Annotated in this window: 20 protein-coding genes; 9 read left to right on the forward strand and 11 right to left on the reverse strand. The window is 67.9% G+C overall.

Features of this window, described 5'->3' with window-relative positions; all coding sequences use genetic code 11:
- Positions 1-14 precede the first annotated feature (14 nt).
- On the forward strand, positions 15-1,025 hold the full coding sequence (locus ACQEVO_RS08315) for an aromatic ring-hydroxylating oxygenase subunit alpha (protein ID WP_432910593.1): 1,011 nt from the start codon (positions 15-17) through the stop codon (positions 1,023-1,025).
- 27 nt (positions 1,026-1,052) lie between these two features.
- Positions 1,053-1,673, forward strand: a complete 621-nt coding sequence (locus ACQEVO_RS08320; RefSeq protein WP_432910595.1) for a cysteine hydrolase — start codon at positions 1,053-1,055, stop codon at positions 1,671-1,673.
- A 232-nt stretch (positions 1,674-1,905) separates the two neighbouring features.
- Here the strand turns inward: ACQEVO_RS08320 and ACQEVO_RS08325 are convergent, their stop codons facing one another.
- Positions 1,906-3,126 carry a CaiB/BaiF CoA transferase family protein gene (locus ACQEVO_RS08325; protein ID WP_432910597.1) on the reverse strand — a complete coding sequence of 407 codons (1,221 nt, stop codon included), beginning with the start codon at positions 3,124-3,126 and terminating at the stop codon, positions 1,906-1,908.
- A gap of 127 nt (positions 3,127-3,253) precedes the next feature.
- Between ACQEVO_RS08325 and ACQEVO_RS08330 the strand changes: the two genes are divergently transcribed.
- From ACQEVO_RS08330 to ACQEVO_RS08340, 3 genes are all read left to right on the forward strand, one after another.
- Entirely contained in the window at positions 3,254-4,435 is a 1,182-nt protein-coding gene (locus ACQEVO_RS08330; protein WP_432910599.1) for a thiolase family protein, read from the forward strand.
- A gap of 66 nt (positions 4,436-4,501) precedes the next feature.
- Positions 4,502-5,263 carry a crotonase/enoyl-CoA hydratase family protein gene (locus tag ACQEVO_RS08335; protein ID WP_432910602.1) on the forward strand — a complete coding sequence of 254 codons (762 nt, stop codon included), beginning with the start codon at positions 4,502-4,504 and terminating at the stop codon, positions 5,261-5,263.
- Positions 5,264-5,329: 66 nt separating this feature from the next.
- On the forward strand, positions 5,330-6,100 hold the full coding sequence (locus tag ACQEVO_RS08340) for an SDR family NAD(P)-dependent oxidoreductase (RefSeq protein WP_432910604.1): 771 nt from the start codon (positions 5,330-5,332) through the stop codon (positions 6,098-6,100).
- Between the two features lie 79 nt (positions 6,101-6,179).
- On the opposite strand, the gene ACQEVO_RS08345 is transcribed toward ACQEVO_RS08340, so the two are convergent.
- Positions 6,180-6,974 (reverse strand): TetR/AcrR family transcriptional regulator, encoded by a 795-nt coding sequence (locus ACQEVO_RS08345; RefSeq protein ID WP_432910606.1) that lies wholly within the window; start codon positions 6,972-6,974, stop codon positions 6,180-6,182.
- Between the two features lie 289 nt (positions 6,975-7,263).
- On the opposite strand from ACQEVO_RS08345, the gene ACQEVO_RS08350 reads away from it, so the two are divergent.
- The 4 genes from ACQEVO_RS08350 (at position 7,264) to ACQEVO_RS08365 (ending at position 8,770) form a co-directional block, all read left to right on the forward strand.
- Positions 7,264-7,680: a phage holin family protein gene (locus ACQEVO_RS08350; protein WP_432910609.1), complete on the forward strand. Its 417-nt coding sequence runs from the start codon at positions 7,264-7,266 to the stop codon at positions 7,678-7,680.
- Between the two features lie 2 nt (positions 7,681-7,682).
- Positions 7,683-8,057 (forward strand): hypothetical protein, encoded by a 375-nt coding sequence (locus ACQEVO_RS08355; RefSeq protein ID WP_432910611.1) that lies wholly within the window; start codon positions 7,683-7,685, stop codon positions 8,055-8,057.
- Entirely contained in the window at positions 8,054-8,311 is a 258-nt protein-coding gene (locus tag ACQEVO_RS08360; protein ID WP_432910613.1) for a DUF4235 domain-containing protein, read from the forward strand. The genes ACQEVO_RS08355 and ACQEVO_RS08360 overlap by 4 nt, the downstream gene beginning before the upstream one ends.
- Positions 8,312-8,419: 108 nt before the next feature.
- Positions 8,420-8,770: a hypothetical protein gene (locus ACQEVO_RS08365; RefSeq protein WP_432910615.1), complete on the forward strand. Its 351-nt coding sequence runs from the start codon at positions 8,420-8,422 to the stop codon at positions 8,768-8,770.
- Between the two features lie 88 nt (positions 8,771-8,858).
- Here ACQEVO_RS08365 and nuoN read toward each other — a convergent pair whose 3' ends face one another.
- From nuoN to nuoE, 9 genes are read right to left on the reverse strand one after another with little or no spacing between them, the layout of a single operon-like run.
- Positions 8,859-10,481 carry an NADH-quinone oxidoreductase subunit NuoN gene (gene nuoN, locus ACQEVO_RS08370; RefSeq protein ID WP_432910618.1) on the reverse strand — a complete coding sequence of 541 codons (1,623 nt, stop codon included), beginning with the start codon at positions 10,479-10,481 and terminating at the stop codon, positions 8,859-8,861.
- Complete coding sequence (locus tag ACQEVO_RS08375) at positions 10,471-12,093, reverse strand: NADH-quinone oxidoreductase subunit M (RefSeq protein WP_432910619.1); 1,623 nt, start codon at positions 12,091-12,093, stop codon at positions 10,471-10,473. The genes nuoN and ACQEVO_RS08375 overlap by 11 nt, the downstream gene beginning before the upstream one ends.
- Positions 12,090-13,976 (reverse strand): NADH-quinone oxidoreductase subunit L, encoded by a 1,887-nt coding sequence (nuoL, locus tag ACQEVO_RS08380; RefSeq protein WP_432910622.1) that lies wholly within the window; start codon positions 13,974-13,976, stop codon positions 12,090-12,092. The genes ACQEVO_RS08375 and nuoL overlap by 4 nt, the downstream gene beginning before the upstream one ends.
- 10 nt (positions 13,977-13,986) lie before the next feature.
- The gene (gene nuoK, locus ACQEVO_RS08385) at positions 13,987-14,286 is read right to left on the reverse strand and encodes an NADH-quinone oxidoreductase subunit NuoK (protein WP_058855693.1); all 300 of its coding nucleotides are present in this window, start codon (positions 14,284-14,286) and stop codon (positions 13,987-13,989) included.
- Positions 14,283-15,170, reverse strand: coding sequence for an NADH-quinone oxidoreductase subunit J (locus ACQEVO_RS08390; RefSeq protein WP_432910624.1), 888 nt, complete (start codon positions 15,168-15,170; stop codon positions 14,283-14,285). Before ACQEVO_RS08390 ends, nuoK begins: the two co-directional genes overlap by 4 nt.
- Positions 15,167-16,981 carry an NADH-quinone oxidoreductase subunit NuoH gene (nuoH, locus tag ACQEVO_RS08395; RefSeq protein WP_432910626.1) on the reverse strand — a complete coding sequence of 605 codons (1,815 nt, stop codon included), beginning with the start codon at positions 16,979-16,981 and terminating at the stop codon, positions 15,167-15,169. Before nuoH ends, ACQEVO_RS08390 begins: the two co-directional genes overlap by 4 nt.
- The gene (locus tag ACQEVO_RS08400; RefSeq protein ID WP_432910627.1) at positions 16,974-19,457 is read right to left on the reverse strand and encodes an NADH-quinone oxidoreductase subunit G; all 2,484 of its coding nucleotides are present in this window, start codon (positions 19,455-19,457) and stop codon (positions 16,974-16,976) included. Before ACQEVO_RS08400 ends, nuoH begins: the two co-directional genes overlap by 8 nt.
- A complete protein-coding gene (gene nuoF, locus ACQEVO_RS08405) occupies positions 19,454-20,782 on the reverse strand; it encodes an NADH-quinone oxidoreductase subunit NuoF (RefSeq protein WP_432910629.1) in 1,329 nt (442 codons plus the stop codon). The genes ACQEVO_RS08400 and nuoF overlap by 4 nt, the downstream gene beginning before the upstream one ends.
- On the reverse strand, positions 20,779-21,489 hold the full coding sequence (nuoE, locus tag ACQEVO_RS08410; protein ID WP_432910631.1) for an NADH-quinone oxidoreductase subunit NuoE: 711 nt from the start codon (positions 21,487-21,489) through the stop codon (positions 20,779-20,781). The genes nuoF and nuoE overlap by 4 nt, the downstream gene beginning before the upstream one ends.
- Between the last annotated feature and the right edge of the window lie 10 nt (positions 21,490-21,499).

The raw sequence follows: 21,499 nt of genomic DNA on the forward strand, positions 1-21,499 counted from the left end.
ATCGGAGGTGTTACGTGAAGGTCCCTTTCACCTGGAAAGTCACCGGCTGGTTCATGGTCGGCTGGTCGGCCGAGTTTCCGCTCGGCGAGGTGCGGCCCCTGCGCTATTTCGGCGAAGATCTGGTGGCCTACCGCGACGAGGCCGGCGAACTGCATATCCTCACCGGCCACTGCCGGCATTTGGGCGCGCATATCGGGTACGGCGGCAAGGTGGTCGGCGATTGTGTCGAATGCCCGTTCCACGGCTGGCAGTGGGGACCGGACGGGCGTAACCGCAAGATACCCGGTGAAGACCGGGTCAACCGCGGCCTGCGGTTGCGGGTCTACCCGGTGAACGAGCAGAACGGCTGTGTCTTCCTGTGGCACCATCCCGACGGGAAGCAACCGCACTGGGAGATGCCGGACATCCTCCGGATGTTCCCCGAACTCGGTGGCGACCCGGACAGCTACTACCGCCCCTACCCCGAATTCTCCCGCAAGTCCGAGCGGGAACCGGTGCATCCGCAGGTCGTCCTGGAGAACGGCCCGGACAGCTTGCATTTCGAATATGTCCACGGCGCCACCGTGACCCCGCGGATGCTGGACTACCGCGCCGAGGGCCATACCTGGTCGTTCCTGACCGGCTGGCCCGACGCCCGCAGCGGCGACCCGGACCGGATGGCGCTGAAGATACACGCCCAGATGTTCGGCCTCGGCGGGTCGATCAGCGCCTTCGAGGGGTCGTCGAACCACCGCCTCGTCTTCGCGACCACACCCGTCGACGACGAATGCTCAGACCTGTTCTACTCGATCTGGTGGCCCAGGAAACCGGGCGACGAGTCCGATGTCCCGCCACCCGAGGTCCGCGAACGGGTCGAGCGGCAGTTCCTGGTGACGGTCTGGGAGGACCTGAGTATCTGGCGATACCAGAAGTACATCGAACACCCGCCGCTGTCGGCCAAGGACGCGAAACCGTTTATGTCGCTGCGTAAATGGGCCCGGCAGTTCTACGATGCTCCGCCCGCGGAAACCGGGATCCCGGTATGAACCCGGGCCGTGGCCGAGGAGAGGATTGTGGGTAAACGTGCGCTGAGCGAGCTGGTGGACCCCGCGCGTACCGCACTGGTCACCCAGGAGTGCCAGGCCGCGGTGGTGGGACCCGACGCAGGCCTGGCCGAGCTGGCCGGCGAGGCCCGCCGGGCGGCACTACCCAATATCGCCGCGCTGCTGCCGGCCGCCCGCGCCGCCGGGGTTCGTATCGTGCACTGCCTGGTGACGCGCCGGGCCGACGGCCTGGGCACCAACCACAACGCGAAACTGTTCGCGCTCGGCCGCCGCGGTGTCGCGGTGACCCCGGGCAGTCCGGGAGCGCAGCTGCTCCCCGAATTCGGGCCCGACCCGGCCGATCTGGTGCTGACCCGCAGCCACGGCCTCGGACCCATGGGCGGTACCGACCTCGATCCGGTGCTGCGCAACCTCGGTGTGTCGACGATCGTCGCCGTGGGCGTCTCACTGAACGTGGCCATCCCGAACCTCGTCATGGACGCGGTGAACGCGGCCTACGAGGTGGTCCTGCCCCGGGACGCCGTGGCCGGAGTCCCGCCGGAGTACGGCGCGGCGATGATCGACAACACACTGTCGCTGCTCGCCACGATCACCGATACCCGGGAACTCCTGGGTATTTGGAAGATGTGATCGACAGACAGGTTCCGTGCCGATCAAGGGCGGGGAGCCCGGCGCCGGCCGAAGCGGTCGGTCGCTCGCCGGGAGCGGTTTCGCCTCTTTGATCACGAGCGGCACCGCCCGCAGCTCGTCCGTATCACCGACGGTGGTGACTGCGGCGAGCGCGGCGTCCGCGGTGAGCGTGCCCGCGCCGCCGCGGGGCACCGTGATTTCGGCCCCGCCGGCGTGCTTCACCAGGTTTCGGCTACAGGATGGCTCCTGCCTCCTTGGCGGTGATGATCTCGTCCCAACCCATCCCCAGTTCCAGCAGGATGGTCTCGGTGTGCTCACCGTAGGCAGGGGCCCGGGCCGGCGGGGCGGGGGTTTCGTCGAACTGTACCGGGGCGGCAACGGTCCGATAGTCGTGGCCGGCGTCGTCACGCAGGGACATCAGGTAGCCGTTCGCCGCGACCTGAGGGTCGTCGAGAACTTCCTGCGGGCTGGCGATCGTCGACCAGACACCCGGCTCGTCGGCCAGGACCTGCTGCCATTCGGCCAGGTCGCGTTCGGCGAAGATCTTGCGCAGTTCGATGGTGGCGGCTTCCTGGTTCAGTACCAGATTCGCCAGCGGAACGAATCGTTCGTCGGTGCCGAGGTCGGGCCGGCCGATCCGGTCGCAGAACCCCTTCCAGTAACGGTCGGTCTGCAGGAACATCAGCTGAACCCAGCGGTTGTCGCGGGTGCGATACCGGTTCACCGCGGGATTCGGGGCCGATCCCGCCACGCCTGCCGGTATCCGGTCGAGCCCGTAGTAGTCCGCCGCCGAAATATCGGGGGCTACGGCCCACATCCCTTGGGCGAGCAGCGAACTGTCCACTATCGGTGCGTGCCCGGTGCGTTCGCGGTGGAACAGCGCTGCCGTGACACCACCGGCCAGGGTGATACCGCCCTGGAGATCGCCGAACGCGGGGGTCTGGGTAACGGGATACTCGGCGTCCGCCGGGCTCAGCGCGTAGGCGACGCCGGCGCGGGCGAGGTAGCTGGCCGCGTCGAAGCCGCCGCGGTCCTTGTCCGGGCCGCGGCTCCCGTGACCACTGCCCCGGGCGATGATCAGGCGGGGATTCACCGCACGCAGATGCTCCACTGTGAGGCCGGCGCGCTCGAGCGGTCCGGGCAGCCAGTTCGTGAGGAAGACATCGGCCTGCCCGAGCAGCTTCGCCAGGATCTCCCGGCCCGGATCGGACTTGATATCCACGCCGATACTGCGCTTGCCGTGATTGCCGATTTCCATCATGAAACTGGCCTGCACAGGGGAACGGTCCACGGTCAGTCCGCCGACGACGAGATTCCGGCACGGGTCACCGCCGCGAGTGTCCTCGATCTTGATCACGTCGGCGCCCCAATCCGCCAATGCCGCGCCCGCGCTGGGCACGTAGGTCCACGAGGCCAGTTCGACCACCTTGACACCGTTGAGCAGGCCGGTCATCGGTGCTCCTTCCTGAACTGTCAGCTGTCTTGTAGAACTATACGGTAATCATTACAGTTGAAAACACAGGATCGAATTCCCGCACCCTGCCACAACCCGGGTGTGGCTCGAACAGAGGTTGAAAGCTATGGCCGAACCCGTCATCGTCGGCGCCGTCAGAACAGCGATCGGGCGATCGTTCAAGGGCGCGCTGGCGAACGTGCCGACCGAGACCCTCGCGACCACCGTGCTGCCGGAGGTGGTCCGCCGGGCGGGTCTGGAGCCCGCCGCGGTCGACGATGTGGTGTTCGCCGAACTGAACTACGGCGGCGGCGATCTGGCCCGGCACGCCGCTGTGGCCTGCGGGATGGAAACCGTCCCGGGCCAGGCGGTCAACCGGCATTGCGCGGGCAGTCTCACCGCGATCGCCAACGCCGCCGCGCATATCCGCTCCGATATGGAGCGGGTACTGGTCGCGGGCGGTGTGCAATCGCTGTCGACCGCGCCCCTGATGAAGTGGCGCGTGCCGGATTCGGGACCGGAGATGCAGTTCATCGAGCCCTGGATCCCACCGTCGCACCCCGAGACCCCGGACGCTCCGACCACGGATATGTCGGTCACAGTGGGCTGGAACACCGCGAAAGCGGTCGGCATCAGCCGGGCGGAGATGGACGCGTGGGCCTTGCGGTCGCACCAGCGCGCCTGTGCCGCCATCGAGGCCGGGAAATTCGTGGACGAGATCGTGCCGCTGAAGATCACCCGGCCCGACGGTACGGTGATCGACTTCGCGGTGGACGAACATCCGCGCCGCGATACCACCCTGGAGCGGCTGGCCGCGCTGCCGGTGCTGCATCCCGAGATCGAGGGTTTCTCGATCACCGCCGGGAACAGCAGCGGGATCAACGATGCCGGTGCCGCGGTGGCGCTGGTCGGCGATGATTATGCCGCCGCCGAGGGTCTCGAGGTGATGGCGACCGTGCGTGCCTGGGCCAATGTCGGTGTAGCGCCCCGGGATACCGGTCTGGGCGCGGTCAAGGTGATCGGCAAGGTACTGGAGCGGGCCGGCCTCGGCGTGGCGGATATCGCGCTGTGGGAGATCAACGAAGCCTTCGCGTCGACGCCGATCGCCGCCTGCCGGGAATACGGGCTGGACGAGGAACGCGTGAATTTCTCCGGCAGCGGATGCAGTCTCGGGCATCCGATCTCGGCCAGCGGCGCGCGCATGGTGACCACGCTGGTCTACGAACTGCGCCGGCGCGGTGGCGGTATCGGGGTCGCCGCGATGTGCGCGGGTGGCGGTATGGGCGGTGCCCTGGTGGTCGAGGTCTGACCTCATCGCCACGCCGGGCACCCCGGCAACAATCCTGTTCAATTCACAACGAGTAGTAGGTGACCGGTGTCGGACGAAGTTCTGGTGGAGCGCCGCGGGCGCACGCTGGTGATCACGATCAATCGACCGGACGCGCGCAATGCCGTCAACCTGGCGGTGAGCCGGGGCCTGGCCGCCGCGATGGACGAACTCGATGACAGCCCCGAGCTGTCGGTCGCCGTCCTGACCGGCAGCGGCGGGAATTTCTGCGCCGGTATGGACTTGAAGGCCTTCGCCGCCGGCGAATACCCCTACATCCAAGGCCGGGGGATGGGCTTCACCGAACGGCCGCCGCGCAAACCGATCATCTCCGCGGTGGAGGGCTTCGCCCTGGCCGGTGGTACCGAACTGGTCCTGTCCACGGACCTGGTGGTCGCCGCACGGACCGCGCAGTTCGGTATCCCCGAGGTCAAGCGTGGGCTGGTGGCCGGGGGCGGCGGGCTACTGCGCCTGCCGCAGCGTATTCCCTATCAAAAGGCCCTCGAACTCGCTCTCACCGGTGACAATTTCACCGCGGAACAGGGCGCGACGCTGGGTTTCGTGAACGTTCTCGCCGACCCCGGTGCGGCGCTGACCGAAGCCCTGCGGCTCGCCGGCCGGATCACCGCCAACGGCCCCCTGGCAGTAGCGGCGACCAAGGAGATTCTCGTCAAGTCCCGGTATTGGAGTGAGGACGAGATGTGGCAGAAGCAGATGGAGCTGCTCGGACCGGTATTCGCGTCGAAGGATGCGCAAGAGGGCGCCAAGGCATTCGCGGAAAAACGAACTCCCGAATGGACCGGCACCTGACCGGTACATCCGGCCGCCCGGTGCGCCGGGCCCTTACCTGTCGATCATGAAAGTTAGGAGAACTCCGTGTCGTTCGAGGGAGAAGTCGTTCTGGTGACCGGCGGCGCCGGCGGACTCGGTGCCGCCACCGTACGCCGGCTGCACGGCGCCGGAGCGGCGGTCGTCATCGCCGACGTCGCCGACGAAAAGGCCCGGGAGCTCGCCGCCGAACTGGGCAACAAGGCCGTCTACGTACGCACCGATGTGCTGGACGAGGCGGCGGTGAACGCGGCGCTGGACGCCGCGGCGGAACTCGGCGAACTGCGGTACTCGGTGATCGCCCACGGCGGTTTCGGGGTACTCGAGAAGGTGGTGAACCGCGACGGCAGCCCGCATACGTTGAAGGGGTTCACCGACACCATCGCGCTGTATCTCACCGGAACGTACAACGTGCTCCGGTTGGCCGCAGCGCGGATGGCGAAACTGGAGCCGAAGCCGAACGGTGAACGCGGCGCGATCGTGATGACGAGTTCGATTGCCGGATACGAGGGACAGATCGGGCAGTCGGCCTACTCGGCCGCCAAAGGGGGAGTCATCTCCTTGACCCTCACCGGCGCTCGCGATCTCAGCTCGGTCGGGGTCCGGCTCAACAGCATCGCCCCCGGCACCATGCTGACTCCGATCATGGAACTGATCGGCGAGGAAGGCCTGGCGAAATTCGCTTCGACGGTGCCGTTCCCGAAGCGGCTGGGCACACCGGACGAATACGCGAACCTGGCCCAGCACCTGCTGGAGAACCCGTATATGAACGGGGAAGTCGTACGGATCGACGGCGCGCAGCGATTCCAGCCACGCTGAGCCGCCGGTGGCACTCACACGATCAGGGCCACGGTGGCGCGCACCGTGGCCCTGTGTCCGGGCGGCGAAGCGGCCGGTGCTACTTGGCGGCCGCGCGGGTACGAGGCTTGGTGCTCTTCGTGGCCGCCGCCCGCGTCGAACGCCGCGCCGGCGCGGGCTTCGACTCCTTGGCATCGGCTCCCGCGAGCAGCCGGGAGGCCTGCTCGAGAATGGAATCGAGCCCGTGCTCGAAGTTCCGGTCGTCCGGTGCGCCGGAGTGGTATCCCTTGGCGGCGGCCTTGGCCAGCAGCGGAGTGGTCTCCGGGTCGATGATCACATTCTCGTAGTACGCGGTGGAATCGGTACTGAGTTCGCGGTTCTTGTCCGAGAGCCGCTGCAGGACAACGAAACCGTGCACATGTAGCTGGACCCGGGAATACGTTTCCACCGCGTCTTCGAGGGAGAAGCCCGCCTCCACGAGGGTGGCGATCACCCGCTCCGTCTGTTTGCCGCCGAGCCGGGCCGCCTGCTTGCTCAACGCCGACCTGATCAGGATCAGATCGCACAGGATGGGGTTGCCGAGGAAGGTCTCCCGCATGGTCCGCGCGTGTTTACGCAGCGTCTCGCGCCAATCCCCGGCTTCGATGAAGGGCGTTTCGAAGGCGTACTGCCGGAGCGCCCGGTCCGTCATCGCGTTGAGCAACTCTTCCTTTTTCCGGAAGTACCAATAGATGCTCGTCACGCCGACTCCGAGATGTTTCCCCAGCAGCGGCATGCTCAGGTTGTCGATCGAGATCTCTTCGGCGAGCTCGAACGCGCCGGCGACGATATCGTCGGGGTTGAGAGAGCCGCGTTCGCGTCTGGGGCGCTTGGTTGCGGTTCCCTGCTTCGCCATCCCGAACCCACTTCCTCGCTGGTGATATCGGCAAGGCGTCTTACGGGTTCCGTCCGGTAGACCTGGAATCGAGCCTCCGCGACGCACTTCTTTGCCGAAACTGACACTGTTGACGTTACCACAGAGTATTCTGTCGCTCCTTTCGTGGCCGCACCGCGCGGGTGGCGGCCCGGGCGGCGTTTGACCGGAGCGCCCCCGGGTATCCGGCCGCCGGACAGAAGGTGAGTTCGGATGCCACCGACAGCGGGTGTCCACCGGCACCGGAGAGAGGGATCGAGGAGGCCAGACCATGACTTCGGCAACGCAGCCACGAACAGCACAGCCCGAGGACGAACGGTCGGTCGGCGAACTCGTCGATGTGGCCACTATCCAGATGAGCCGGCTGGTACGCGACGAAATGCGTCTGGCCCGGCTGGAAATGCAGGAGAAAGCAGGCTCCGCTGCCAAGGGGGCCGGCTTGGCGGGTATGGGTGGCCTGCTGCTGTTCTACGGAGGCGCGGCGTTGCTCGTGGCCGCCGGTTCGGCGCTGGCGCTGGTGTTACCGGATTGGGCCGCGGCGCTACTCGTGGGTGCGGTGCTGCTCACGCTCGGCGCGATCCTGACGTTCGCGGGCAAGAAGATCGTCACCGCGAACACCCCGCCGCTGCCGGAAGACGCTGTCACCGGTGCGCGTACCGATATCGACACCGTCACCCGCAGGAGGTAGCGATGAGCAGCAACGACCGCGACGCGGTACGCCGGGACCGAGATCAGGTCCGCGAAGAACTTCGCGACACCATCGACGCACTGGCCGCCAAAGCCGATGTGCGTTCCCGTACCGCCGAAGCCGCGCGGACAGCGGCCGACACCGTCCGCCGCGAGACCGTCCACGCCGAACACGACCTTCGTGACCGCGCGAAGCAGATCCAGACCCGTGCTGCCGAGGTGGCCGAACGTGTGGAAGCCGGTGCCGCGGAACCGCTCCTCGCGCGTGGTATCCAGGCCGCCGAGGTAGTTCGCGCACGACCTGTACCGGTGGCGGCAGCGGCGGCGGTGGCTGCCGCCGTCGCGGCCTGGCTGATCGTACGGAGGAGGACATCGTGAAGCTGCTCTACAAGCCGTTGGGCACGTTGGCGGGCGCGCTCGGCGGCATCGCGGCGCATGCGGTGTTCCGGCAGGTGTGGCGCCGCACGAGCGGGGAAGAGCACGCCCCGGAGGCGACATCGCGGGACTACGGGTGGCGGGAGGTGCTCTTCGCCGCCGCGCTGCAGGGCGCGATCTTCGGTGTGGTGAAAGCTTCGGTCGACCGGGCAGGTGCGGTGGCCTATCAAAAGGCCACCGGCCGCTGGCCTGATTGAGGCGAACCGAGGGGCGCGCAAGATGGCCACACCCGTTCGGGCAACGTCACCGGTTAGTTTACGACTCTATGTAGTAGTGGACGCGGAGATCGAGTAGCGTCCTGGTGCATGGAAATCGTCTACAACGTTGTGGTCGTCACCCATTTGCTCGGGATGGCGGCCGTCGTCGGCGGCTACGCTGCCGGCCGGCCCGGGGTCAACGAGGTGATGGTGTGGGGCGCCCGCGCGCAGATCATCACCGGGATCGTCCTGGTCGGCCTGGCCGAATCGGTGTCCTCACTGGACAAAGACCTGAACATGGTGAAGATCGGGATCAAGCTGGTGATCTCGGTGCTGGTGGCCGCGTTCGCGGAAATGGCCCGGGCGGACGCCAAACGGGGCAAGGATCCGGCCTGGATGCCCGATGCGGCAGGTGGGCTGGCGATCGTCAATGTGCTGATCGCGGCGCTGTGGACCTGAGCCGGATCGGATGACGGCGATGCCCGCCGGCCATCGGTTGTTCGACGGCCCGCGGGCATCGGTTGTTCGCGATCGAGTTCCGCTCCGCTCAGCGGACGAACACCGCGGCATCCCCGACGAGGTCCAGCAGTGGTTGCGGCGCGACACCCAGGACCAGCGTGGCCGCGGCCGCGACGGCGAGCAAGGCGATGGTGGCCGGCGGGCCGACCACGACCGGGGGATCGGCCGGGGGATCGGTGAAGAACATCAGCACGATCACCCGGATGTAGAAGAACGCGGCCACCGCGCTGGCCAGGACGCCGATGATCACCAGGAAGCCGGCGTCACCGGACGCCGCTGCCTGGAAGACCGCGAATTTCGCGACGAACCCCGCGGTGACCGGGATACCGGCGAACGACAGCAGCAGCAGTGCGAAGACCCCCGCGAGCCAGGGGGACCGGCGGCCGAGCCCGGCCCAGCGCGGCAGGCCGGTGGCCTCGGTGCCGTCGGGTTCGCGCACCATGCTCACGATCGCGAACGCGCCGAGGGTGCCCAGCCCGTAGACGAACAAGTAGAACAGCGTCGACGAGATACCCCGGTCGTTCGCGGCGACCAGCGCGGTGAGCAGGAAACCGGTATGCGCGATCGAGGAGTACGCGAGCATGCGCTTCATATCGGTCTGGGTGATCGCCAGCACCGCACCCACCAGCATCGTGGCCACCGCGACTGCGGCCAGCACCGGACGCCAGTCGGCGGCGATCTCGGCGACACCGACCTGCAGGACACGCAGCAGGGCACCGATCGCCGCGATCTTGGTGGCGGCGGCCATGAACGCGGTGACCGGGGTCGGCGCGCCCTGGTACACATCGGGCACCCACGCCTGGAACGGGACCGCCCCGATCTTGAACAACAGGCCCACCGACAGCATGGCGACACCCAGCAGTGCCAGTGTGGGCGAGCCGGTTTCGGCGGCGAGCGAATCGGCGATGCCGGCGAGCCGGACGGTACCGGCCTGGCCGTAGAGCAGCGCCACCCCGTACAGGAAGAACGCCGAGGAGAACGCCCCGAGCAGGAAGTATTTCAGTGCCGCTTCCTGTGAGAGCAGCCGGCGCCGGCGGGCCAGCCCGCACAGGAGGTACAGCGGCAGCGAGAGCACTTCGAGCGCGATGAACATCGTGAGCAGATCGTTGGCCGCGGGGAACAGCAGCAGTCCGCCCAGTGCCAGCAGCATCAGCGGGAACACTTCGGTGGGAGTGATACCGGCGGTCGCCGCGGACCGTTCCGCGGCGCTGCCGGGAACAGCGGACGCCTGTGGGGTGAAAGCGTCCATCCCGTAGTCGGGTACCGCCGCGGCGCGGGTCCAGGTGCCCGGGCCCGACCGCGGCCGGGGCAATGGTCCGCGCTCGGCCGCGAACAGCACCGCGAGGATTCCCACCACCAGCAGGGTGCCCTGCAGGAACAGGGTCACGCCGTCCACGGCGACCGCGCCGGCCACCGCCGTGGTCCTGGTTCCGGACAGCAGCAGCACCGCGACGAGAGCGGCCAGCAACCCGGCCAGGGTGAGCGCCAACTGGGTTCGGTAGCGGGCGGAGCGCGGGCAGAACGCGTCCACCAGAACCCCCAGCACCGCCGCGCCGAACACGATGAGGATCGGCGCCAGGACGTGGTATTCGATACTCGGCGCGGAGATCGAGGCGGCCAGGACCGCACCGCCGTGCAGTTCAGCGCTCATGACGTGTACCTCCGGGGTTCGCCGCTTCCGGTTCGGCCGGGACCGGCGGTGATGGATCGACACTGCCGATGGTGGAAAGGGTCTGGTTCACCGCCGGATCGATGAAGTCGAGCACGGGCTTCGGGTAGAGCCCGAAGAAGATCAGCGCCCCGATCAGCGGCACCACCACGACGAGTTCACGGGGTACCAGATCCCGCAGACCCTCGTTGCCCTTGGTCACCGGGCCGGTCATCATCCGCTGGTACAGCCACAGCACATAGATCGCGGCCAGGACGAGTGCGCCGGTGGCCAGTACCGCCGCCACTTGATAGCGGCTGAAAGTCCCGACGAGCACGAGGAATTCGCTGACGAAGGGTGCCAGTCCGGGCAGGGACAGGGTGGCCAGGCCGGCGATGAAGAACGATCCGGCCAGCACCGGCGCCACTTTCTGCACACCGCCGTAATCGGCGATGAGCCGGCTGCCGCGGCGCGACACCAGGAATCCGGCGATCAGGAACAGCGCCGCCGTCGACAGGCCGTGATTGACCATATACAGAGTGGCGCCGGTCTGGGCCTGGCTCGTCATGGCGAAGATGCCGAGCACGATGAATCCGAAATGGGAGATGGAGGTGTAGGCGATCAGCCGCATCACATCGGTTTGCCCGATCGCCAGCAGCGCACCGTAGAGGATGCCGATGACGGCGAGCGCGATCACCAGGGGTGCGTAGGTATCGGTGGCGGCGGGGAACAGCAGCAGGCAGTAGCGCAGCATGCCGAAGGTGCCGACCTTGTCCACCACTGCCATCATCAGCACCGCGCTCGCCGGGGTCGCGGCCACCGCGGCATCCGGTAGCCAGGTGTGCAGCGGCCACAGCGGCGCTTTCACCGCGAACGCGAACAGGAAGCCGAGGAACAGGGCGTTGAGCACCGCGGGCCCGGCGCCGAGCTGCCCGGAGTTGGCGGCTTCCACCACCAGGCGCAGATCGAAGGTGCCCGCGCCCTCGGCGCCGAGATCCTCCTGGACGGTGAGCACGTACAGTCCGATCACCGCGGCCAGCATGATCAGCCCGCCGAAGAGGTTGTATAGCAGGAACTTCACCGCGGCGCGCGACCGCTGCTGCCGGACCTGCGCATTGTCGGTGCGTGGGCCGAACCCGCCGATGAGGAAGTACATCGGGATGAGCATGGCTTCGAAGAACACGTAGAACAGCAGGATATCGAGGGCGAGGAAGGACACCAGCACCATCGCCTCGACCAGCAGGGTCAGCGCGATATAGGTGTGTGCCACCCGTTTCCCGGAACCGGCCGCGCGGTCGTCGTGCCATCCCGCGACGATCAGCAGCGGAACCAGCCCGGCGGTGAGCAGTACCAGCACCAGCGCGATACCGTCCACACCCAGGGTGTAGCCGGCCCCGAACGCCGGTATCCAGGTGTGGGATTCGACGAACTGGAACTGTTCCCCGCCGGGCTGGAAGGCCATCGCGACCCCCAGCGCCACGCCGAGAGTGGCCACCGCGAACACCAGCCCGACCCACCGGGCGAGGGCCCGCTGCGCGGCGGGCAGCAGGAGGACAATCGCCGCACCCACCACGGGGAGCAGCCAGAGCACGGTCAACCAGGGCACGGCGCTCACCAGATCCTTACGGCCAGCAGGGCTGCGGCCACCAGGGCCGCGCCGGTGAACATGGACAGGGCATACGAACGGACGAACCCGGTCTGCACGCGCCGGGCGCGGGCGGACAGTCCGCCGATGAGGGCGGCGCAGCCGTTGACGAGCCCGTCGATACCGCGGGTGTCGAGGAAGACCAGCGCCCGGGTGAGATGGCGGCCGGGGCGCATGAACGCCGCCTCGTTGACCGCGTCGCCGTAGAGGTCGCGGCGGGCGGCGACGGTCAGCGCGGAGACCGGTTCCGGCGCCGTCTCGGGAACCGTGGCGCGGCCGTACTGCCGGTAGGCGAGCGCGGCACCCACCGCGACCACGCCGAGTGCCAGCGCGGTGATCACCGGGGCCGGCAGTGCGGGTTCGCCGTGGTGTTCACCGACCACCGGGGCCAGCCAGTGCTGCAGTGCGGAACCCCAGACGAACATCGCCCCCGCGCCCACCGAGCCGATGGCCAGCAGGATCATCGGGCCGGTCATCACCCCGGGTGATTCGTGCGGATGGGTATCCGGTTTCCAGCGCCGTTCACCGAAGAAGGTGAGCAGCATGACCCGGGTCATGTAGAAGGCGGTGAGGCCGGCGCCGAGCAAGGTGACGGTCCCCAGAATCGGCCCGGCGATACCCGCCTCGGCGAACGCCGCCTCGATGATGCGGTCCTTGGAGAAGAATCCCGCGAACGGTGGTACGCCGATGATCGCGAGGTAACCGAGCCCGAAGGTGACGTAGGTGATCGGCAGTAATGTCCGCAGACCGCCGTAGCGGCGCATATCGGTTTCGTCGTCCATCGCGTGCATCACCGAACCGGCACCGAGGAACAGGCCGGCCTTGAAGAAGCCGTGGGTCAGCAGATGCATGATGGCCACCGCGTAGCCCGCGGGCCCGAGGCCGACGGCCAGCACCATATAGCCGATCTGGCTCATGGTCGACGCCGCGAGCGCCTTCTTGATGTCGTCCTTGGCGCAGCCGATGATCGCCCCGAACAGCAGTGTCACCGCACCGACCAGCACCACCGCCACCTGGGCGGTGGGGGCGAGATCGTAGATCGGGTTCGAGCGGGCGATCAGGTACACACCGGCGGTGACCATGGTGGCGGCGTGGATGAGCGCCGACACCGGGGTGGGACCCTCCATCGCGTCACCGAGCCAGGACTGCAGCGGAACCTGCGCGGATTTACCGCACGCCGCGAGCAACAGGAAAAGGCCTATCGCGGTGAGCGTCCCGTCACTCGCCCCGGAAGCCGCCCCGAAAACCGCGGTGAAATCGAGGGACCCGAAGGTGGCGAACATGACCATCATGGCCAGCGCCAGACCCATATCACCGACGCGGTTCACCACGAACGCCTTCTTGGCCGCCGTCGCCGCGGTCGGCTTGTGGTACCAGAACCCGATCAGCAGATACGAGGCCAGGCCGACACCTTCCCAGCCCAGATACAGCACCAGATAGTTGTTCGCCAGAACCAGCAGCAGCATGGCGGCCAGGAACAGGTTCAGATAGGCGAAGAAGCGGCGGCGGCCGGGATCCTCGCTCATGTAACCGATCGAATAGATGTGGATGAGCGATCCGACACCGGTGATGAGCAGTGCGAAACAGATCGACAGCTGGTCGAGCGCCAATCCGAAATCGACCTGCAGGCCCGCCACCGGCACCCAGCTGAACAGGTCGGCGGCGATCGCACGGTCGGCGCCGGCGCGGCCCAGCATTCCGAAGAACGCGACCACGGCGACCACGAACGAGGCCAGCGCGGCGAGGGTCGCGAGCAGATGACCCCAGGCGTCGGCCCGGCGCCCGGTGAGCAGCAGTACGGCGGCGCCGGCCAGGGGCAGGGCGGGCAGCAGCCACAGCGTTGCGGTCCCCATATCGGCGTCCTCAGAACTTCAGCAGGTTGGCGTCGTCGACCGAGGTCGAGCGGCGGGCACGGAAAATGGTGATGATGATGGCCAGGCCGACCACGACCTCGGCGGCGGCGACCACCATCGTGAAGAACGCGAAGACCTGGCCGTCGAGATTCGCGTGCATCCGGGCGAAGGTCACGAACGCGAGGTTGACCGCGTTGAGCATCAACTCGATGCACATGAACACGATGATCGCGTTGCGCCGCAGCAGCACGCCCGCGGCGCCGATCGTGAACAGCAGCGCGGACAGGAACAGATAGTTCTCGGGGTTCACCGGGGACCTTCCTCATCGGCCGGGCGTGCGGTGGTGGCGCGGGGCGCCGCGATCCGGCTGCCGCCGGGTGTCGGGATGTCGTTCGCGGCGGATGGCGTGGAGGTACCGACCGAGAGAACGGCGGCATCGGTGAGCGCCTGCGTACGACGGTGCCGCAGGATGGTGGAGACCGATAGTTCCTCGAAGGAGCCGTCCGGGAGCCGGGCCGGAATATCGACGGCGTTGTGCCGGGCGTAGACGCCCGGAGTCGGCAGCGGAGTGGGGCGGTGGCCCGCGTCGCGGAACCGGCGCCGGGAGAGCTCGCGTTGCCCCAGTTTCGGCCCGAAATGCTCGCGGTGGGCCAAGAGCATGGCGCCGATGGTGGCGGCGATGAGCAGGGCGCCGGTGAGTTCGAACGCCCACACGTAGCGGACGAAGATCAATTCCGCCAGCGCGCCGATCACGTCCTGGCCGGGAAAACCGGTGGCGGGGAAGGTGATATCGGAGCGCCGGATTCCGTGTGCGATCCCGGTGCACAGCAGGATGCCGAAACCGACCCCCACCACGGCGGCGGCAATCCGCTGTCCGCGCAGGGTTTCCCGCAGCGATTCCGCGGAATCGACGCCCACCAGCATGAGCACGAACAGGAACAGCATCATGACCGCGCCGGTGTACACCACGATCTGGACCACGCCGAGGAACAGCGCGTCCTGGGCGATATAGAAAACCGCCAGCGTGATCATGGTGGCCGCCAGGCAGATCGCCGAATGGACGGCTTTGGCCGCGAACACCATCCCGAGTGCGCCGAGTACGGCCGGCGGGGCGAGGATCCAGAACTGGACGGCTTCGCCGGTACCGGTCTCGGTGAGGGGCGCGGCGGCCAGCACAGCGGTTGCGGGACTCATCGGGTACCTCCCGGTGCCGAGCCGGCGGTGGGACGGTCGGTCGCGCCCGTTACCCGGCCGAGGTAGTAGTCGGCCTCGGTGGTGCCCGGCTGCATGGCGTGCGGCGGGGCCTGCATCTCGGGGGCGAGCGGGGCCAGCAACCGGTCCTTCTCGTAGATGAGATCGGCGCGGTTGTCGTCGGTGAGTTCGTAATCGTTGGTCATCGTCAGGGCTCGCGTCGGGCAGGCCTCGATGCACAGGCCGCAGCCGATACAGCGCAGGTAGTTGATCTGGTAGACCCGGCCGTACCGCTCACCGGGGGAGAACCGCTCGTCCTCGGTGTTGTCGGCGCCCTCGACGTAGATCGCGTCGGCCGGGCAGGCCCAGGCGCACAGTTCGCAGCCGATACATTTCTCCAGCCCGTCGGGATGCCGGTTGAGCTGGTGCCGGCCGTGATACCGGGGCTGGGTGGGAACCTTCTCCTCGGGATAGAACTCGGTATTGGGCTTTTTGAACATGGTCGCCGCGGTGACCGCGAAACCTGCCAGCGGTTCGAACAGGCCGGGGGAGGAGGTGATGGTGGAGGTCCGTTCCGGTAGCGGCGGGGTCGGGAAACCGAGGAAGACCGCGGTACCGCTCGGCTGCTGCCCGGCGGCCGGCACGGGAAGATCGTCCTCGGGCGCGAATTCGGGCGCGCGGGCGGGCGCGCGGCCCGCCCGCAGGAACAACCCGATCAGCAGGGCGGTGATCAGCAGGCCGGCGATCACCAGGATCGGGGTGGCCGCCGCATAGCCCTCGAGTTCGAGGACCCGGGCGGTGGCCACCACCATCACCCACGCGAGCGAGGCCGGGATGAGCAGCTTCCAGCCGAGATTCATGAACTGGTCGTAACGCAGCCGCGGCAGCGTCCCGCGCAACCAGATGAAGACGAACAGGAACATCCACACCTTGGCGGTGAACCACAGCACCGGCCACCAGCCGGAATTCGCGCCCTCCCAGAGGTTGATCGGGAACGGTGCCCGCCAGCCGCCGAGGAACATGGTGGTGGCCAGCGCGGACACCGTCGCCATGTTCACGTATTCGGCGAGCATGAACATCGCGAACTTCAGCGACGAGTACTCGGTGTGGAAACCGCCGACGAGTTCGCCTTCCGCCTCGGGCAGGTCGAACGGCGCACGGTTGGTCTCCCCGACCATGGAGATGCAGTAGATCAGGAACGACGGCAGCAGCAGGAAGACATACCAGGTGGGTTGCTGGGCGGCGATGATGCCCGAGGTCGACATGGTGCCGCCGAGCAGGAACACCGCCGCGAAACACAGCGCCATGGCGATCTCGTAGGAGATCACCTGGGCGGTGGAGCGCAGGCCGCCGAGCAGCGGATAGGTCGAACCGGAGGCCCAGCCGGCCAGCACGATGCCGTACACGCCGATCGAGGTGATCGCCAGGATGTACAGCACGCCCACGGGCAGGTCGGTGAGCTGCAACGCGGTGGTGTTCCCGAGGACCGAGACCGCCGGCCCGAACGGGATCACCGCGAACGCCATCACCGCGGCGATCACGGAGATGATCGGGGCCAGCACGAAAATGGGTTTGTCGACGATCGCCGGAACGATGTCTTCCTTGAACGCCATCTTCACGCCGTCGGCCGCGCTCTGCAGCAGACCCTTGGGCCCGACCCGGTTGGGACCGACCCGCATCTGCATCCAGGCGACCACCTTGCGTTCGATCAGCACACCGAACAAGACGGTCAGGAGCAGGAAGACGAAGATGACGACGGCTTTGGCCGCGACCAGCCACAGCGGGTCGTAACCGAACAGGGACAGATCAGTCATGGTCGGAAGCCTCCGTCGGCTCGGCGCGCCGTACGGTGACGACGCTGCCCGGTCCGGCGCCCAGATCCTGGTGGACCGAGCAACCGGGTGAGTTCATCGGCAGCCAGACCACCCGGTCGGGCATCCGGGTGACGACCAGCGGCAGGGTGACGGTGCCGTGGCCGGTGCCGACCGTGACCGGATCGCCCTCGGCGGCGCCGGCTTCCGCGGCCGTGGCCGCCGACATGCGCACCACCGGCGCACGGGCGATACCGGCCAGATTCGGTTCCCCGTCCTGCATGCGACCGCGGTCGAGCAGCATGCGCCAGCCGGCCAGGATCGCGGTGCCGGGCCCGGGTTCGGTGACCGTCGGCGCCGCATACATCGGCGGTGCGGTGGTGTTCCCGGCCCAGCTCGCCAGCCGGTCCAGTTCGGCGCGGGCGGCGGCGGTATCGGGCAAGCCCAGCGACACCCCCAGTTCCGCGGCGAGACTGTGCAGGACGCGCTGATCGGTCATCGGTGCGGCGGTGCGGCGCACCGTGCTCTCGGTGAGCGCCGCCGCGAACGGGCGCGGGCGGCCCTCCCAGGTGCGATAGGTACCGGATTTCTCCATCGCCGTGGCCACCGGGAACACCACATCGGCGTGTGCCGTCACCGCGCTGTGCCGTTGTTCGAGCGAGATCACGAAATCCGCGGCGGCGAGCGTCGCGTGCGCGGCGGCGGGATCGGGGAGATCGGCGAGTTCGACGCCGCCGATCACCAGCGTGCCGACTCGTCCGCTGCCGTCGAGGATCGTGCCCGTATCGCGTCCCGGCTCTCCCGGCAGTTCATCGAGCCCCCACACCTCGCATACCTGCCGCCGCGCCTCCGGGTCGGTGACGGGCCGGCCACCCGGAAGCAGCCCGGGCAGGGCACCGGCTTCCACCGCGCCGCGTTCGCCCGCCCGGCGCGGGACCCAGGCGAGGGCGGCCCCGGTCTCGGCGGCCAGCCGGATCGTCGCGGACAACGCCCCCGGGGCCGCGGCCAGCCGTTCGCCGGCAAGGATCACGGCACCGGGCTCGCGCAGGAGTTGCGCCAGCTGCGTGGAAACAACCTCCGACACCGTCGGATTCGCCTCGGCGCCCGAGTCCGTGAGCGCCGCCAGCACGGTGGCCTCGGTGCCCGGGACCGCGGGAATCAGGGTGCCCGACATCCGTTCGAGCCCGCGCGAGGCGTACGCGGCCACCGAATAGACCGGCATCCCGCGGGTCCGTGCCGCCTTGCGCAGCCGCAGATAGACGATGGGCGATTCCTCCTCGGGTTCGAAACCCGCGAGCAGCACCACCGGCGCGGCGGCCAGGCTGTCATAGGTGACCGAATCGGTATGCCCGGCCACCCAGGCGCCGAGGAACTCCGCCTCCTCCGCGGAATGGGCACGGGCGCGGAAATCGATATCGTTGGTGCCCAGCACCATCCGCGCGAATTTGGCGTAGGCGTACGCCTCCTCCTCGGTGACCCGCCCGCCCGGCAGTACTGCCGCGTTCCCGACCCCGGCACGTAGCCCGCGGGCGGCGGCGGCCAGCGCCTCCGACCACGAGCACGGTGCCAGTTCGCCGCCGGGCCCGCGCAGCAGCGGGGTGGTGATGCGGTCGCGTTCGGTGGCGTAGGTGAACGCCCAGCGCCCTTTGTCGCAGTTCCATTCCTCGTTGACCGCGGGGTCGTCACCGGCCAGCCGGCGCATCACCTTCCCACGGCGGTGGTCGGTGCGCTGCGCGCAGCCCGAGGCGCAGTGCTCGCAGACACTGGGACTGGATACCAGGTCGAAGGGGCGGGCCCGGAACCGGTAGCTGGTACCGGTGAGCGCACCCACCGGGCAGATCTGCACGGTGTTGCCGGAGAAATACGAATCCAGCGGTTCGTGTTCGGCGGTACCGACCTGCTGCAAGGCCCCGCGGTCGAGCAGTTCGATGAACGGGTCGCCGGCGATCTGCTGGGAGAAGCGGGTGCAGCGGGCGCACAGTACACAGCGTTCCCGGTCCAGCAGGACCGCGCTCGACAGTGGAATCGGTTTGGGGAAGGTGCGTTTGACACCCTCGAACCGGGTTTCGGTGCGCCCGGTGGACATGGCCTGGTTCTGCAGCGGGCATTCGCCGCCCTTGTCGCAGACGGGGCAGTCCAGCGGATGGTTGATCAGCAGCAGTTCCATCACACCCTGCTGCGCCTTCTCCGCCGCCGGTGAACTCAGCTGGGTGTGCGCGACCATTCCCTCGGCGACCGCCATGGTGCAGGAGGCCACCGGTTTGCGCTGGCCTTCCACTTCCACCAGGCACTGCCGGCAGGCACCCACGGGCGCGAGCAGCGGATGGTCGCAGAACCGCGGGATCTGGACCCCGATCAGTTCGGCGGCGCGGATGAGCAGGGTGCCGGCCGGGACGCTGACGGTGGTGCCGTCGATGGTGACGGTGACCAGGTCGGCGGGTTGCAGGTCGGCGGAATCGGAACGGACGGTGGCTGTCATGGGGTTACCTCTCCGGCCGCGGTCGGGGCCCAGGCGGTGGCGCGTGCGGGATCGAAGGGGCAACCACCGTGTTCCTGATGGGCGATGTACTCGTCGCGGAAGTACTTCATCGACGACACGATCGGGCTGGCCGCGCCGTCGCCGAGGGCGCAGAACGACTTACCGTTGATGTTGTCGGCGATATCCAGGAGTTTGTCCAGATCGGCGGGGGTACCGAGGCCGGCTTCCAGCCGGGTGAGCAGCTGCACCAGCCAGTACGTGCCCTCCCGGCACGGCGTGCATTTCCCGCACGATTCGTGTGCGTAGAACTCGGTCCAGCGCAGGACGGCTCTTACCACACAGGTGGTGTCGTCGAAGATCTGCAACGCTTTGGTGCCCAGCATCGACCCGTGTGCCATCACATTCTCGTAATCCAATGGCACGTCGAGGTGTTCGGCGGTGAACAAGGGAGTCGACGACCCGCCCGGCGTCCAGAACTTCAGCTGATGACCGGCGCGGACCCCACCCGCGTAGCCGAGCAGTTCGCGCAGTGTCACCCCGAGCGGCGCCTCGTACTGGCCCGGCCGGGTGACGTGCCCGGACAGCGAATACAGCGTGAAACCGGGTGATTTCTCGGTACCCATGGACCGGAACCAGCCGGGACCGTTCCGCAGAATCGGCGGGACGCTGGCGATCGATTCCACATTGTTGACCACGGTCGGGCTGGCATAGAGCCCGGCGACCGCGGGGAACGGTGGCCGTAGCCGCGGCTGTCCGCGCCGGCCCTCCAGCGAATCCAGCAGCGCCGTCTCCTCACCGCAGATATAGGCGCCGGCGCCGGCGTGCACGGTGAGTTCGAGGTCGTACCCCGAGCCGAGGATGTCGTGCCCCAGCAATCCGGCCGCGTACGCCTCGGCCACCGCGGCCTGCAGGCGGCGCAGGACCGGCACCACCTCACCCCGCAGGTAGATGAACGCGTGCGCGGCGCGGATGGCGTAGGCGGCGATGATCACGCCCTCGATCAACGAATGCGGCGAGGCGAGCATGAGCGGGATGTCCTTACAGGTGCCCGGCTCGGACTCGTCGGCATTGACCACCAGATAGTGCGGTTTCATGCTGCCGTCGGGCTCGGGGCCCTGCGGGATGAAACCCCATTTCATCCCGGTCGGGAACCCGGCGCCACCGCGACCTCGCAACCCGGCGTCCTTCACGGTGGCGATGACCTCGTCCGGTGTCATCCCGAACGCGACCGGCAGCGCCTCGTACCCGTGATGGGCGCGGTAGGTGTCCAGAGTCCACGAACGTGGCAGATCCCAATGTTTGCTCAGCACCGGTGTCAACGTCATTGCGCACCGTCCTCGCCGGTTTCCGGAGCCTGCATACCTTGTTCGCGAGCGATATCGAGACCCGCGAGAGTCGGCCCGCCCGGTTCGCCGTCCAGGACGCCGGGCCGGGTGTCCGGGAAACCCGCCAGCACGCGCGCGGTCTCCCGGAAGGTGCACAGCGGCGCACCTCGGGTGGGTGTGACGGGCTGTCCGGCACGCAGTTCGTCGACCAGCGCCTTCGCCGATTCCGGTGTCTGATTGTCGAAGAACTCCCAGTTCACCATGATCACCGGCGCGTAATCACAGGCCGCGTTGCATTCGATGTGTTCGAGGGTCACCGTGCCGTCGGGCGTGGTTTCCCCGTGGGCGATTCCCAGGTGTTCGCGCAGGGTGGCGAGAATGGCGTCGCCGCCGAGTACCGCGCACAAGGTGTTGGTGCAGACACCGACGTGATAGTCGCCGGTGGGGGTTCTGCGGTACATCGAATAGAAGGTGGCGACGGCTGTCACCTCGGCCCCGGTGAGACCCAGCATCTCGGCGCAGAATTCGATCCCGGTGCTGCTCACGTAGCTTTCTTCCGCCTGCACCAGATGCAGCAGCGGTAGCAGCGCCGACCGGGGTTGCGGGTAACGCCCGATGATCTCCTTCGCCTCCGGCTCCAGCCGGGCCCGCACCTCGTCCGGATAGGGCTCCGGCCGCGCACTCAGGCGCAACAAGATCTCAGTCATGAACCCTCCT

Source organism: Nocardia sp. CA-290969 (assembly GCF_050936135.1).
Taxonomy (GTDB): domain Bacteria; phylum Actinomycetota; class Actinomycetes; order Mycobacteriales; family Mycobacteriaceae; genus Nocardia.